The 12,965-nt window shown below is 64.9% G+C and carries 13 protein-coding genes and 1 pseudogene; 6 read left to right on the top strand and 8 right to left on the bottom strand.

Features of this window, described 5'->3' with window-relative positions:
• Nucleotides 1–39: 39 nt before the first annotated feature.
• Nucleotides 40–969 carry a LysR family transcriptional regulator gene (locus tag I6F24_RS18115; RefSeq protein ID WP_225148884.1) on the bottom strand — a complete coding sequence of 310 codons (930 nt, stop codon included), beginning with the start codon at nucleotides 967–969 and terminating at the stop codon, nucleotides 40–42.
• A 90-nt stretch (nucleotides 970–1,059) separates the two neighbouring features.
• Between I6F24_RS18115 and pcaH the strand changes: the two genes are divergently transcribed.
• Together pcaH and pcaG are read left to right on the top strand one after the other, a co-directional pair.
• Nucleotides 1,060–1,848, top strand: a complete 789-nt coding sequence (gene pcaH / locus I6F24_RS18110) for a protocatechuate 3,4-dioxygenase subunit beta (protein WP_225148883.1) — start codon at nucleotides 1,060–1,062, stop codon at nucleotides 1,846–1,848.
• Between the two features lie 5 nt (nucleotides 1,849–1,853).
• Nucleotides 1,854–2,480 (top strand): protocatechuate 3,4-dioxygenase subunit alpha, encoded by a 627-nt coding sequence (gene pcaG / locus I6F24_RS18105; protein ID WP_225148882.1) that lies wholly within the window; start codon nucleotides 1,854–1,856, stop codon nucleotides 2,478–2,480.
• A 23-nt stretch (nucleotides 2,481–2,503) separates the two neighbouring features.
• Here pcaG and I6F24_RS18100 read toward each other — a convergent pair whose 3' ends face one another.
• Both I6F24_RS18100 and I6F24_RS18095 read right to left on the bottom strand, forming a co-directional pair.
• Nucleotides 2,504–3,115, bottom strand: a complete 612-nt coding sequence (locus tag I6F24_RS18100) for an NYN domain-containing protein (RefSeq protein ID WP_109145102.1) — start codon at nucleotides 3,113–3,115, stop codon at nucleotides 2,504–2,506.
• A gap of 345 nt (nucleotides 3,116–3,460) precedes the next feature.
• On the bottom strand, nucleotides 3,461–4,366 hold the full coding sequence (locus I6F24_RS18095) for a helix-turn-helix domain-containing protein (protein ID WP_109145101.1): 906 nt from the start codon (nucleotides 4,364–4,366) through the stop codon (nucleotides 3,461–3,463).
• A gap of 50 nt (nucleotides 4,367–4,416) precedes the next feature.
• On the opposite strand from I6F24_RS18095, the gene pobA reads away from it, so the two are divergent.
• Nucleotides 4,417–5,589, top strand: coding sequence for a 4-hydroxybenzoate 3-monooxygenase (gene pobA, locus I6F24_RS18090; RefSeq protein ID WP_225148881.1), 1,173 nt, complete (start codon nucleotides 4,417–4,419; stop codon nucleotides 5,587–5,589).
• A gap of 49 nt (nucleotides 5,590–5,638) precedes the next feature.
• On the opposite strand, the gene I6F24_RS18085 is transcribed toward pobA, so the two are convergent.
• From I6F24_RS18085 to I6F24_RS18075, 3 genes and pseudogenes are all read right to left on the bottom strand, one after another.
• The gene (locus I6F24_RS18085; protein ID WP_036026587.1) at nucleotides 5,639–7,789 is read right to left on the bottom strand and encodes an adenylate/guanylate cyclase domain-containing protein; all 2,151 of its coding nucleotides are present in this window, start codon (nucleotides 7,787–7,789) and stop codon (nucleotides 5,639–5,641) included.
• Between the two features lie 34 nt (nucleotides 7,790–7,823).
• Nucleotides 7,824–8,492: a hypothetical protein gene (locus I6F24_RS18080; protein WP_036026585.1), complete on the bottom strand. Its 669-nt coding sequence runs from the start codon at nucleotides 8,490–8,492 to the stop codon at nucleotides 7,824–7,826.
• A gap of 126 nt (nucleotides 8,493–8,618) precedes the next feature.
• Nucleotides 8,619–8,924, bottom strand: a pseudogene (locus I6F24_RS18075) (hypothetical protein); the annotation flags it as partial.
• 193 nt (nucleotides 8,925–9,117) lie between these two features.
• On the opposite strand from I6F24_RS18075, the gene I6F24_RS18070 reads away from it, so the two are divergent.
• From I6F24_RS18070 to I6F24_RS18060, 3 genes are all read left to right on the top strand, one after another.
• Entirely contained in the window at nucleotides 9,118–9,561 is a 444-nt protein-coding gene (locus I6F24_RS18070; RefSeq protein ID WP_036011297.1) for a hypothetical protein, read from the top strand.
• 158 nt (nucleotides 9,562–9,719) lie between these two features.
• Entirely contained in the window at nucleotides 9,720–10,004 is a 285-nt protein-coding gene (locus I6F24_RS18065) for a hypothetical protein (protein ID WP_036011293.1), read from the top strand.
• 134 nt (nucleotides 10,005–10,138) lie between these two features.
• Complete coding sequence (locus I6F24_RS18060) at nucleotides 10,139–10,585, top strand: CHRD domain-containing protein (RefSeq protein ID WP_036026578.1); 447 nt, start codon at nucleotides 10,139–10,141, stop codon at nucleotides 10,583–10,585.
• Nucleotides 10,586–10,629: 44 nt separating this feature from the next.
• Here I6F24_RS18060 and I6F24_RS18055 read toward each other — a convergent pair whose 3' ends face one another.
• Both I6F24_RS18055 and I6F24_RS18050 read right to left on the bottom strand, forming a co-directional pair.
• Nucleotides 10,630–10,995, bottom strand: coding sequence for an antibiotic resistance protein VanZ (locus I6F24_RS18055; protein WP_036011287.1), 366 nt, complete (start codon nucleotides 10,993–10,995; stop codon nucleotides 10,630–10,632).
• Nucleotides 10,996–11,085: 90 nt separating this feature from the next.
• Nucleotides 11,086–12,624 carry an EAL domain-containing protein gene (locus I6F24_RS18050; RefSeq protein WP_225142429.1) on the bottom strand — a complete coding sequence of 513 codons (1,539 nt, stop codon included), beginning with the start codon at nucleotides 12,622–12,624 and terminating at the stop codon, nucleotides 11,086–11,088.
• Between the last annotated feature and the right edge of the window lie 341 nt (nucleotides 12,625–12,965).

The following is a 12,965-nucleotide window of genomic DNA, read 5'->3' as shown; positions in this document are numbered from 1 at the left end:
GGAGCGCGGCGCCTGCTATCAGGGCATGAGAACGGCAGGTCAGAACGTGGCGGCCATCGCCGCGACGGCCTCGAGCTGGCTCCTGACCCAGCGGTGGGCCGGGTCTTTCTGGTAGCGCTGGTGCCAGACCATGAACATCGGCAGCTCGGCCAGGGTCTTCGTGCGGGACGCCAGTGGGATCGGTGTTTGCGCAAAGCCGCGCATTACGCCGGACGCGAGCAGGCTCGGCATGCTCGCCAGCATCTGTGAGGCGCGCAGGAACGACGGCACGCCTGAGAAGCTCGGCACGGAGATCGCGATGTCGCGGTGGAGCCCGTTCGCTGCCAGCCGGCGGTCGAAGTCGAGCCGCTCATTGTCGGTATAGACCACGGTGATGTGACGCGCCGCGAGATAGGCATTGCGGCTGGCCGGCGCGGCGCGCGCTTTGGGATCGTAGTAGCAGACGTAGTGATCCCTCAGCAGCCGCTTCTGCACGATGTCGACGCCCGACGGCGGCAGCGGCGTGATCAGGAGGTAGCAGCGGTTTTCGCGCAGCATCGCGGGCGAGGGCGATTGCGAGGGGATCACGCGCAGGTTCAGGCTCTTCACTTGTGCGGCGACGTGATCGAAGAACCGCGGCAACAGCAGGTCGCGCTGGAAGTCGTTGGCGGCGATCGTCAGCGACAGCTGAGCCTCCTCCGGCGCGAAGCTGACACCACCGGCAAAGCTGCGCATCTCGTCGATCAGCGCGCGTGCCTTGCCGGCCAGTGCCTGCGCATGGGCCGTCGCAACGATGCCACGGCCGGATTTGGCGAACAGCGGATCGCCGGCAATCCGCCGCAGCTTGTTCAACCCGTGGCTGACGGCAGACTGGGTGAGGCCGAGCCGCGTCGCTGCCGCCGTCACCGAGCCTTCCTCCAGCACCGCCAGGAACAGCTCGAGGGCATGGCCGTCGAGGGCCAAATGATCGATTTCCTTCATGCAATTCATTATAATTCATCTATTTATCTTGAGAATAGGCTGGCTCATGCTCTCCCGATAAGCCGCCCGACCCCGGGCTCCCAGGGAGAGACAACGCCGATGAATGCCCAGGCGCCAGCCTTGCGGGATCCCCGCCTTAATCGTCCCGAGCCCTTGACGCCGCCGCTCGGCGACGGCGGCTTCTTCCAGCGCGACCGCGCGATCCATCCGCCGGCGCATGCGCCAGGCTACAAGTCCTCGGTGCTGCGCTCGCCGCGCCAGTCGCTGCTGTCCTTGGAGAACTCGATCTCGGAGATCACGGGGCCGGTGTTCGGCCACAACGATCTCGGCCCGCTCGACAATGATTTGATCCGCAACTACGCCAAGGACGGCGATCCCGTCGGCGAGCGCATCATCGTCCACGGCCGCGTGCTGGACGAGACCGGCCGGGGCGTTCCGAACACGCTGGTCGAGTTCTGGCAGGCCAATGCCGGCGGCCGCTACCGGCACAAGAAGGACACCTATCTGGCGCCGATCGATCCGAATTTCGGCGGTTGCGGCCGCGCGCTCACCGACGACACCGGCTACTATTACTTCCGCACCGTGAAGCCGGGCCCCTATCCCTGGCGCAATTACGTCAACAGCTGGCGCCCCGCCCATATCCACTTCTCGGTGTTCGGCTCGGGCTTTGCGCAGCGGCTGATCACGCAGATGTATTTCGAAGGCGATCCGCTGATCCCGGTCTGTCCGATCCTGACGACGATCCCGGACAAGGACGCGCTCGACCGCCTCATGGCGCCGCTCGACCTCAACGCCTCGACGCCGTTCGACTCGCTCGCCTACCGCTTCGACATCGTGCTGCGCGGCCAGCGCTCCACCTATTTCGAAAACCGCACAGCAGGGAACTAGAGCCCATGCCGCAGCCGCTCAATTATCTCAAGGAAACCGCCTCGCAGACCGCCGGGCCCTACGTCCATATCGGCCTGATCCCGGCCATGGCCGGCTTCGACATCTTCGAGAAGAACTTCTCCAACGTCCTGGTGACGCCGAACACCAAAGGCGAGCGCATCACGCTGGAGGGCAAGGTGCTCGACGGCACCGGCACGCCGTTGCGCGACGTGCTGCTGGAGATCTGGCAAGCCAATGCGGCCGGCCGCTACAACCATCCCGCCGATCGCTCGGCCGGCGCGCTGGAGGACGAGTTTCGCGGCTGGGGCCGCTCCGGATCCGACTTCGACAGCGGCCTCGTCACTTTCGAGACCATCAAGCCGGGCGCGATCACCGACAGGACGGGGCGCAAATGCGCGCCGCACGTCAACCTCTGGATCGTCGCCCGCGGAATCAACATCGGCCTCAACACGCGGCTCTATTTCTCGGACGAAGAGGCGGCCAACGCCGCCGATCCCGTGCTCAACCTCATCGAGCAGCCGGTGCGCCGCAAGACATTGATCGCAACCCGCAGCGAGCGCGCCGGCAAGATCGTGTATTCCTTCACGATCAATCTGCAGGGGCCGGAGGAGACGGTGTTCTTCGACGTGTGAGGTGCCGGGCGGCCGTCCTCCGATCATTCCACCCGGTCGTCGCGCCTGATCGTTCCGCGCGCGAGGAATTGCGGTGGCTGCCGCATTTCGCGCGATACCGGTCGATCGGGTGGATCGCGCCCCACTTTTGGTTTCAACTCCACCAGATCGATGAATATGTCCGCCTGCCGGCGCAGGTCGTCGGCGATCATGGGCGGCTGAGTGGAAAGTGTGGAGACGACGGTCACGCGGACGCCGCGGCGTTGCAAGGCTTCGACCAGCGAACGGAAATCCCCATCGCCCGAGCACAACACGATCTGATCGACGTGCTGGGCAAGCTCCATCGCGCTTACGGCGAGGTCCACATCCATGCTGCCCTTCACCTTGCGGCGGCCGGTAGCGGGGTCGACGAACTCCTTGGCGAGTTTGGTGACGACGGTGAAGCCGTTGTAGTCGAGCCAATCGATCAAGGGGCGGATCGACGAATATTCCTGATCCTCGATGATGGTCGTGTAGTAGAAGGCCCGTAACAGCGTAGCTCGGCTTTGAAATTCACTGAGCAGGCGTCTGTAGTCGATCTCGAAGCCGAGCGCCTTGGCGGTGGCATGGAAATTGGAGCCGTCGATAAAGAGCGCGCTCTTCCCAAGCGAAGACATTATGCACAACTCCCCGGGTTCGGCACGAAAGCCGACCGTCCAGCCGAAATGGCGCGGCGTATCGGCGGGAATAACTGAAGGCGCCGATGGCTTTGCTGAAAAGGCGGCGCAGACGACCGGACAGGGTTGGCCGCCTTGCGCCGAGGTTAGGGAGGTTCCATGCCACCAGCGCCAGGGCGCCGAATGCCGTCACGCTAGGGCGAGGGCGTGCCCCGCTCAATTGTACGGAGGTAAAGCGCCTCTATCCAAAGGATGGGGCGCTATATACGAAGGTAAGTGGCAACGAGAGACATCGCGGATCCGGGGCGCGTCGATCAGACGTGCCCTGATCCTTTGTCCGGTGGTTCAGCCTTCGCCGCCATGGAGCCGGGCGCGAAAAGCGCGCGGTGAGACCCCCGTGGCGGCGGCGTAGACCCGGCTGAAATAGGCGGGGTCCTCGAAGCCGAGGGCGTAGGCGATGGTCGAGACCGGCAGGTTGGTGTAGACGAGGTTGCGCCGCGCCTCCCGGATCAGGCGGTTGAGGATCAGATGCGAGGCGGTGTCGCCGGTCGCCGCCCGCGTGATCCGGTTGAGATGCGTCGGTGTCACCGACAGCGCCTCGGCATAGTCGGCGACGCTCCAGCGCTCCAGATGATGCTGCTCCAGCAGCGCCTCGAAGCGGCGGAACAACCCGCTTTCCGCGGTGCCGTTGCCGCCGCTCTCGCCCGTGAGCGCGCGGGCCACGAGCCCGATCATGGCCGACGACAAGGCGCGGAGCACATGCGCACGGCCGAAGTCGCGCGCGGCGTGCTCGGCGAAAATCTGCTTCATCGTGGCGCGGATCTGCGGCGTGCCGCGCACCACCGCCGACCGCGACAGCGCACCGCGCAGGCCCTCGGCGGCGAGCAGCGCTTCGTCGAGGATCTCCGCGGCGATGGTCAACACCCAGCCTTGCGTGTCGGGCTCGAAGCGGAAGCCGTGGACGTGGCCGACCGGCACGTTGACGATCTGCATCGGCCTCAGCGGCACCACGCGCCCGTCGAGCGTCGCCTCGCCGCCCCCGCGCTCGATCAGCAGCACCTGGTGCAGCCGGGCATGGCGGTGCACGGCCAGCGTCCAGTCGTGCAGCACCGAACGCGAGGCGATCGTCTCGCAATGCACGACATCGGGCAGATCGCCGGACTCGCCGAACAGATTGTAGACCCGGATGGCCGGGGCGGGGGCCGCGCTTCTCATGTTCGAATAGTACAAGACAAAGGCGAAACCCTCCATCGGCTTGCGCCTTAACGTATGCAAAAAAATGCCGACGGGAGGACGCAAAAATGAAAGTTCAGGTCTGTATCATCGGCGGCGGGCCGTCCGGGCTGTTGCTGTCCCAGCTCCTGCACCTCAAGGGCATCGACACCATCGTGCTGGAGAAATACAGCCGCGACCACGTGCTGGCCCGGATCCGCGCCGGCGTGCTCGAGCACGGCTTTGCGAAGCTGATGCGCGAGGCGCAATGCGGCGAGCGGATGGACCGCGAGGGCGAGATCCACAACGGCTTCGAGATCGCCCATGACGGCGTGCTCTCCCACATCGACCTGCACAGGCATTCCGGCGGCAATTCGGTCCTGGTCTACGGCCAGACCGAGCTGACGCGCGACCTCTACGAGGCACGCGACCGGATCGGCGGCAAGGTCGTGCACAATGCCGAGGACGTCACGCCGCACGATCTGACGTCGGATCGGCCCTATGTGACGTATCGCTCGAACGGGCAGACGCTCCGCGTCGATTGCGACTACATCGTCGGCGCCGACGGCTTCCATGGCGTCAGCCGCAAGTCGATCCCGAAGGACGTGCTGCGCGAATATGAGAAGGTCTATCCGTTCGGCTGGCTCGGCGTGCTGTCGCGCACGAAACCGGTATCGCCCGAGCTGATCTACGTGAAGCACGAGCGCGGCTTTGCACTGTGCTCGCTGCGCTCGCAGGTGCTGAGCCGCTACTACATCCAGGTGCCTTTGACCGACAAGGTGGAGGACTGGAGCGACGATGCGTTCTGGGCCGAGCTGAAGCGCCGCCTGCCGGACGAGGTCGCCGGCCGCCTGATCACCGGCCCGTCGATCGAGAAGAGCATCGCGCCCTTGCGCAGCTTCGTCGCCGAGCCGATGAGCTATGGTCGCCTTTTCCTCGCCGGCGATGCCGCGCACATCGTGCCGCCGACCGGCGCGCGCGGATTGAACAGCGCGGCGTCCGACATCTACTATCTCTATCACGCGCTGCTCGCGCATTATCAGAGCGGCGACGATGCCGGTCTCAAGGGCTATTCCGCCAAGGCGCTCGCGCGAATCTGGAAGGCACAACGCTTCTCCTGGTGGATGACGATGATGCTGCACCGCTTCCCCGACCGGATCGAATATGAGGATCGTCTGCAGCAGACGGAGCTCGACTACCTGCTCTCGTCCGAGACGGCGCAGCGTCTGCTTGCGGAGAATTATACGGGGCTGCCGTTTTAGGCGATCTAACCCTCCCCTGGAGGGCCCTCCAGGGGAGGGTAAGAAGCCACTACTTTCCTTCCAGCGTATTGACCGGTGTCCAGTCCGGCGGCGGCGGAGTCTGCGTCAGTACGTTCGCACGTTTGGCGAACCGGGCTGACGCAGGATCGATCTTCGCGACGCCCCCGAACGCGTCGGCCGCCTTGGCAAACTCCCGTGCCCGCCAGCACGCCAGCCCTTCCGCATAGGCTGCGGCGACCTTCGCCTGCTCGGCGCTTTCCGCGCCGGTTTCCGCCAGCGGCTCGAACACCCTGATCGCCTCGCCGCGTCCCTGCACCCTGATCGCATCGAGCTCGCGCCAGGCGAAGCTATCGCCGGTCTGCGCCATCGTGGTTTCCGAGGCCATGATCGCGGTGCCGTAATATTTGTTGGCGCCTTCGAGCCGCGAGGCGACGTTCACGGTGTCGCTCATCACGGTGTAGTTGAAGCGGCGGCGCGAGCCGATATTGCCGACCACGGCTTCGCCGCTGTTGAGCCCGATACGGTGCGACAGGCCGTGACCGGCGAAGGCGGGATGGCCTTCATTGAGCTCGGCCAGCGTCTCGTGGCACTTCAGCGCAGCACGCACCGCATTGCGCGCGTGGGCGGGATCGTCGGCCGGGGCGCCGAACATGGCGACGATGGAATCGCCGATATATTTGTCGACGTAACCGCCATGGCCTTCGATGATGTCGGTCATGGCGGACAGATATTCGTTCATCAGCGTCACCAGCTCGACCGGCGTCATCGTCTCGGCGATCGACGAGAATCCGCTGAGGTCGGAGAAGAACATGGTGACGTTGCGCATCTCGCCGCCGAGCGCCGGCATCTTGCCGGAGGCGACCATGGTCTCGATCACCTCGGGCGCGAGGTAAAAGGCAAAGCTCTTGCGCAGGAAGCGCTCGTCGCGGTCGGCCAGCACGAAGCGATAGCCGATCATGATCGCGAGCGCGGCAAGGCTGGCGAGCGCCGGCTCGGTCAGCGGCAGCGCCAAGGCATGGACGAATGCCCAGACGGCAACGACCACCCAGACGGCGGTGAGGCCGAGCCAGGCGATCAGCGCGCCACTTGGCGCAAACACGCCGGCCGCGCAGGCGATGACGGCCGCGAACGCGATCGTGAGAAGGGTGCGCGAGGGAAAGCCGAGCTCGGTCACGGCATCGCGCTCGATCAGGTTTCGGACCGCAGCGGCGTGCACGAACACACCGGCGACATCGCTGCGGGCCTTTTGCGCGGTGCCGGCAGCCGCGGGCAGGGCACATCGCGCCGACGGCGTTCCGTCATAGCCGCCGGACAGGCGCATCGAGGTGAGCTTGCGGTCCTCGAAGTTGAGGACGGTCCCGAGCAGCACGACCTTGCCCTCGAAGGCGCGCCGGAAGAAATCGCGGTCGTCTTTTTCGACGCAGGCGCGCAGATCGGCAAAGGAGAAGGTCGGAACGTCGCGGCTGAGGTCGCGGAAGTTGAGCGTCAGCGTGTTCGGTACAGTGCTCGGGATTGCGTAGCCGGACAGCCCAGCCGCGCCGGATGGCGCCATCTCGACCTTCGCGCCGAGCGCGCGGGCGGCGAGCTCGGCCGCCATTGTGGGCACCGGCTTGCCCTCGATCGAGAAGCTGAGCGGCATCCGCCGGATGACATCGTCGGCGTCGGTGTGGACATTGAGCGCGCGGACGTTGTTTCGCACCGCCAGCCGCTGCGCACGGTAGGGCATTTCCGGATGGTCGTTGCTCAGGATCTCGCCGAGCACGAGCTTGCCGTTGTCGGAGATCTGCCGCAGCGCGATCAGATAGTCCCGGTCAAATCCGCGCATCCGGGCGCCGAGCGGCGCGTCGCCAAAGGGAATCTCGGATTGCTCGATCGAGTTCTTGAAGATGACGTCGAAGCCGATCACCTTGGCGCCGCCGTCGCTGATACTGCCGAGCACCCGGCCGATCTCGCGCGTCCAGGTCTGCGTCGGCGATCCCTTGAAGGGCGGGGTCTCGTAGGTTTCGCCGTCGATCGCCACGACGACGACCGGCGACGTCGCGGGATCGCGGCGCTCGCCGACAACTTTCCCACGCAGCGCGGTGAGGATGTCGAGCGAGAGGCCTTGCAGTGTCTGCAGCGGCGGGGACGTGAAGATCGCGCCCGCAAGGAGCGCGATCAGGATTGCCGCAACGATGTCCCGTCCCCCGATCCGCCGCATCGCCCCGTCGCCAACTCCGCTTATTCGAGTCCGTCTATTCGAGCCGCAGCAGGCGGCCGATGATCGGGGTCGGCGAGGAGGTGGCGCTGGCGTCGATCTGGAAGGTGTAGCGTTTGGCACCGAGAATGGCGAGGTAGCTGCCGCCCGGGGTCAATGTCTTTCCGGCCTTGGCAAAATCATAGAACTTGCCGCCGACCATAGCATCGCGCTTGAGCGGGACGCTGATCGTGGGCTCCTTGCCGTCGGTGCGTTCGATCACCAGCGTGCTGCCGACTTTGGCCTGCACCAGTGGCGAGACGCCGTAGAGCGTCGGCAGCTTGGCGGGCCCGCCCTTGGCGTCCGAGCGCATGGTGCGGAAGGTCGTTGCGGCGCTCTGGTTCGCCTCGCGCTCGGACAGTTTTGCCGCATTGGTATCGCAGGGCACCTTTTCCCGCTTGACCTCGCCCAGCTGAACGGTGCTCTGCTCGGCGCCGACCAGGACGACACCTTCGCTGATGGTCTCGCGCTGGCAGGATTTCAGGTAGCTGAGCGTGATGCTCGCCTTTGGCCCGAGCTTGATGATCTTGCCTGGCGCCACGTAGTCCATGAACGCGATGCCGTCGACCTTGCCCTGGACGTCCTCGACGATCGCAGCGGGAGTCTCCGCCCAAGCGGGGGCCGCAAGGCAGAATGCGCCGACACAGGCGCCGATCAGGCTTTTCATGGGAATTCTCATCCAATTCGACGATGCTCTGGTGCCCGTCCTGGTTCGATGCCTAGCAGCAGGGCGCCGGGGCAAGTGTGACCAGAATCACTCTCAGGTCTTGGTGCCACTTTAGCAGGAACAGGTTCAAACCGGCGACCGGAGAAAAATGGTGCCGCGGCAAGATGTTGGCGGATCGATCGGGTCAGGCGGTCGGGACGCGGGATGGCGCGCGTCTGACGAGCTCGCTGCTGCACGCTCTATATCGGGAGCGGGAGGGGCCGCGGCGACCGGCAAGGGACTTGTCCGCTGACCGCCGGCGATCTCGACCACCTCGTCCCAGCGCAACAGGAAAGCCTCGACGCAGCCAGGATCGAACTGTCGCCCGGCGTTCTCGACCAGGTAGCCGCGCGCGGCCTCGAGCGGCATTGGCTCCTTGTACGGCCGTCGCGTCGCGTCGAAGTCGTGGAAACGGCTGACGACGGCATCGAATTGTTTTGACGTCGCCGCCGCCGCGTGCGGCCGCAGAAATTTAACGGATTGATTTTGCAGGGCGTTAACCGTGGCGGAATGCTCGTCGTGTCGGTCATTGTCGCGCCTCAAGCTTCGTTGCAAATACACGTGGAAATTACGGGTGGATGTTTCCATGCTGAAAGAGGGCAAATACGCGGCGTGGTTCAGAACAGCGCACGCGCAAGGCACCGGCATCGTGCATCTGGCCCAGGGACGGATCTCGGGCAGCGACAGCTTCTTCAATTATGGCGGCTCCTATCAGTTCGACAACGACCGGCATTTCACGGCCGTCCTGACCACACGGCGACATGCCGACGGGCCGCCGACCGTGTTCGGGCTGGACGAGGTCGAGGTCGAGCTCTCCGGCGTTTATAGCGGGGCGATGGCGACCTGTTCGGGAACGGCCCGCCAAGCGCCCGACGTGAGATTCGAAGCGACGCTGATCTACAGCCAGGAAGAGGCGCCGGCTCCTGACCCCCGGGGCGCGGTCGTGAAGCTCAAGGCCGACAAGCTGCCCAAGAGGCTCGACAGCCGCTCACGGCCGCGGCATCCGTTCACGACGGGCGCGCCCAAGTGACAGTGGATCGGCAACAAGCTGCGCCAGTCCACCCGGCTCACGTCTGCGCCGCGCTTAGGATTGCGTTGACGTTGTTGGCTCGAATTCGCGCTGCAGAAACTCCGCCTTCAGAAGCGAGAGCTATCTAGTCTGCGATAGATCAAGCGTGGTGGAAGAACATGCCTCAAATCTGGATGACATATGACGAGCTCGGCGCGCTTTGCGGCTGCGATGCTGTGGAGGCGAGGGACCGCGCGATCCATTTGTCGCTCGATCGTCGCAGGAGTCGCGACGGTGCCACGCGCGTCAAGCTCGATCTGGCGCTGACGGCCAAGTTCTTTGCATCCGTCCGCGAGGCGGATTTCGATCTCGACTGCGCCATCGAAGCGCTGCACGACACCCACCGGAAGATGGCCGAGCTCCTGGTTCCCTCCGAGCGTCACACGAGGCGCGGGGCGGCCTGAGCCGGCGCGTGATGCGCTTGCGATGGCTAATTCCCGCGAGCGTTGTCCCGAATCAGCATAAGCTCTGCGGTGGAATGTCCGGCAGTCCTCGGTGTTTTCATCGCGGGACCAACGAAATCCGCAGGAGGAAGTGCATGAGCAAAGCCGTGTGTCGACGGTCCGTGGCACTGTTGGGGGCATTGGCGCTGGTCGGAGGCGTCAGCGCGACGAGCGGAACGGCAGGTGCGGAGGTCGTGAAGCTGCGAGCGGAGCTCAAGGGAAGCAATGAAGTGCCGCCGAATAGCTCGACCGGGTCGGGCAAGGCGGAGGCGAGCTACAACACCGAAACGAAGGTCCTGACCTACCTCGTCACCTTTACCGGGTTGACGGGACCGGCGATAGGGGCGCATTTTCACGGCCCCGGCGAGGCCGGGAAGAATGCCGGCATCGCCCTGCCGTTCAAGACGGCGCAAAGCCCGATCGAAGGCAGTGCAACCCTCACCGAGGCGCAGGCGGCGGATCTGTTGGGCGGAAAATGGTACGCGAACATTCACACGGCCGCCAACCCAGGCGGTGAGTTGCGCGGCCAGATGATGAAGTAAGGACCGGGTCGCCCGGTCGCTCCGCCGAGGCCATGCTCGCCGTTTCAGGCAGGTGGTCTGGGCAGGAACGCCAGGATCATCTGGGCGAGCATGACGCCCACGGTGCCGCCCGCCGCCTTCTGCAGCACGTCGAGAAAGCCTGGATCGCGATCGGGTATCAACGCTTGCATCAGCTCCAACCCCATGGCGACTGCGATGACGAGCGAGCAAGCCAGGCTAAACCGTCCCGGCAGCAGGAACGACAGCAGGAAGCCGAGCAGGCCATAGGCGCTGAAGCGCTCGATCACGACGATCCAATAGGCCTCGTGGTGACCCATGAGCGCAGGCCGGCCCGACAGCTTCGCCAGCGTGGCATAGGCGATCAGCGCCAGACAGATGCTTGCGGCTGCTATGAGGTGGTTCCTGCGCATGGCGCCAACATACAAGGTTGGTCGCCGCTCCGGTTCGAAAGCCGAAAACATCGTTAGAAAGTATCGTTAAAGCCTCTGGGTGCCGGCCCGTCAGGCCACCAAAGCCTTAGCACCGGATGTCGCCGCATCCGGCTGCGCAGCCCGACGCGATTTGATGAGCTCATTGAATTTGGCGGCGGGCAGGGGCGGCGCAACCAGATAGCCTTGACCTTCCTCGACGCCGGAGGCGAGCAACGCGCGGAGCTGCTCCTCCGTCTCGATGCCTTCGGCGACCACGCTCATATTGAGGTCTTTCGCGAGCGCCACCAGCATCTCCACGATCGTGGTCGTCGATGCGTCCACCGTGATCGTGTCCACGAAGAACTTGTCGATCTTGATCGTATCGGCGCCGAGGCCCTTCAGCCGCGACAGTCCGCTATGGCCGACGCCGACATCGTCGATGGCGACGCGGAAGCCGCGGTCCCGCAGCTCGGCCACGACCGAAGCGGCGCGCGCGAGATCATCCAATTCATCGCGCTCGGTGATCTCGACCACGATCTGGCGCGCGGAGACGCGTGCCGTCAGAACCGTGCGCCGCAGTGTCTCGACGAAGCCGGCGCTCAGGAGGTGCTTGGGCACGACGTTCAGCGACAGCTTGAAATTCTTGTCGGCCCTGAGCAATGGCCTGAGCTCGGTGAGCGCCGATCCCAGGATCTGCCAGGTCATCGCCTGGATGCGTCCGCTGGATTCGGCGAGCGGAATGAAATTCATCGGCGGGACCACCGAGCCATCGCGGCGCAGCCAGCGAGCCAGAATCTCGCAGCCCTTGATCCGACCTGTCCGGAGGTCGAAGATCGGTTGGTAATATGGCTTGAATTCGCCGGCTGTCAGCGCCCGGTCGAGATCGGCCACTGGCCCTTCCATGCGGCGGTTGCGTGCCAGCAGGATGCCGAAGATCGCGCCAAGTCCGAGCGCCACTGCAAGCGTTGGCCAATAGGCCTCGTTGTTCCAGCTCGACAGCACCGCGTGCTCGAGCCGGATCGTGGCATGAAGCGGGAGCCGAGCGGACGCTCGCTCGAAGCCGATCGGCGCCGGCAGAGACTTGCCGGCCTCGGTCTGGAATTCGCCGAGCTTCTCGCCATTGCTCAAGGCGAGGATCACCTGGCTGTGCGCGCGCAGCTCGGCCGGCATGATGTCGAACAGGCTGGCATTGACACCGACAATGGCGACCAGGGCGGAGTTGCCATTGACGTCCCTGAGCACGCCCAGGGCGTCGCCGCCGAACTGCTCCACGCGGAACAGGGAAAGCGTCTTGTCGCGCGAAGGCAGCATGTCGCGGCGATCCACCCATCCCTTGTCGAATTCGAGCGTCTCGGAATAGGCCGAGCAGATCACCGAGCCGTCCGGCTTGACGAGGCGGACGTCCTTGATCGCCGAGCGCTGGTAGACGTGCAGGCGGATGGCTTGCAGCGCCGCCGGCTCGCAGCTGGCGAAATTGCGCCGCGCGAGCTCGTCCAGGCTGCCCGCAGCGAAATCGACCGCAAGCTCCGATCGGCGCAGAACCACCTCGGTGAGCTCATTGAGCTGATGCGCCTGGTGCTGGCGAATAACGGCGCCAGCGGCGAAATGACCCGCCAAGGCGAACGCCATCGTGCTCGCAAGCACGAGTGCCACAAACGGGAGGTCTGGTCGCAGCACTCTCATCCGGCTCAGGCGAAAACAGGCGGGGCGGAAATTCAAGCAAGGCGTGGAGATTGATCCTAGCCAGCGGGGGCTAAGATAGGGTTTAACGGAAAGACTGGCCCGAAGGGCCCCGCCTGAGCAGTGCCCGGCCAATGGTCTGGCGGCTCGGGGTCAGAAACAAGCATGGAAAGTTGAGCAGTATGATCAGGACGTTAAGTCTCGTGATGGCGTTGACAATCGGGAGCTCTCTGGCCTCGGCGCAGGGGACCAAAGACACGCCATCGGGCACGCAATCCACCTCCGCGACG

The sequence above is a fragment of the Bradyrhizobium sp. BRP23 genome, from assembly GCF_020194135.1.
In the GTDB taxonomy this organism is placed as follows: domain Bacteria; phylum Pseudomonadota; class Alphaproteobacteria; order Rhizobiales; family Xanthobacteraceae; genus Bradyrhizobium; species Bradyrhizobium yuanmingense.
The sequence above is the reverse complement of the archived record's forward strand: the minus strand, read 5'-3'. Positions and strand labels throughout refer to the sequence as shown.

Bases quoted from the DNA above. Each gene is read 5' to 3' on its own strand.
- I6F24_RS18115 (WP_225148884.1), bottom strand. From the start codon at position 969: ATGAATTGCATGAAGGAAATCGATCATTTGGCCCTCGACGGCCATGCC.
- pcaH (WP_225148883.1), top strand. From the start codon at position 1,060: ATGAATGCCCAGGCGCCAGCCTTGCGGGATCCCCGCCTTAATCGTCCC.
- pcaG (WP_225148882.1), top strand. From the start codon at position 1,854: ATGCCGCAGCCGCTCAATTATCTCAAGGAAACCGCCTCGCAGACCGCC.
- I6F24_RS18100 (WP_109145102.1), bottom strand. From the start codon at position 3,115: ATGTCTTCGCTTGGGAAGAGCGCGCTCTTTATCGACGGCTCCAATTTC.
- I6F24_RS18095 (WP_109145101.1), bottom strand. From the start codon at position 4,366: ATGGAGGGTTTCGCCTTTGTCTTGTACTATTCGAACATGAGAAGCGCG.
- pobA (WP_225148881.1), top strand. From the start codon at position 4,417: ATGAAAGTTCAGGTCTGTATCATCGGCGGCGGGCCGTCCGGGCTGTTG.
- I6F24_RS18085 (WP_036026587.1), bottom strand. From the start codon at position 7,789: ATGCGGCGGATCGGGGGACGGGACATCGTTGCGGCAATCCTGATCGCG.
- I6F24_RS18080 (WP_036026585.1), bottom strand. From the start codon at position 8,492: ATGAAAAGCCTGATCGGCGCCTGTGTCGGCGCATTCTGCCTTGCGGCC.
- I6F24_RS18070 (WP_036011297.1), top strand. From the start codon at position 9,118: ATGCTGAAAGAGGGCAAATACGCGGCGTGGTTCAGAACAGCGCACGCG.
- I6F24_RS18065 (WP_036011293.1), top strand. From the start codon at position 9,720: ATGCCTCAAATCTGGATGACATATGACGAGCTCGGCGCGCTTTGCGGC.
- I6F24_RS18060 (WP_036026578.1), top strand. From the start codon at position 10,139: ATGAGCAAAGCCGTGTGTCGACGGTCCGTGGCACTGTTGGGGGCATTG.
- I6F24_RS18055 (WP_036011287.1), bottom strand. From the start codon at position 10,995: ATGCGCAGGAACCACCTCATAGCAGCCGCAAGCATCTGTCTGGCGCTG.
- I6F24_RS18050 (WP_225142429.1), bottom strand. From the start codon at position 12,624: ATGGCGTTCGCCTTGGCGGGTCATTTCGCCGCTGGCGCCGTTATTCGC.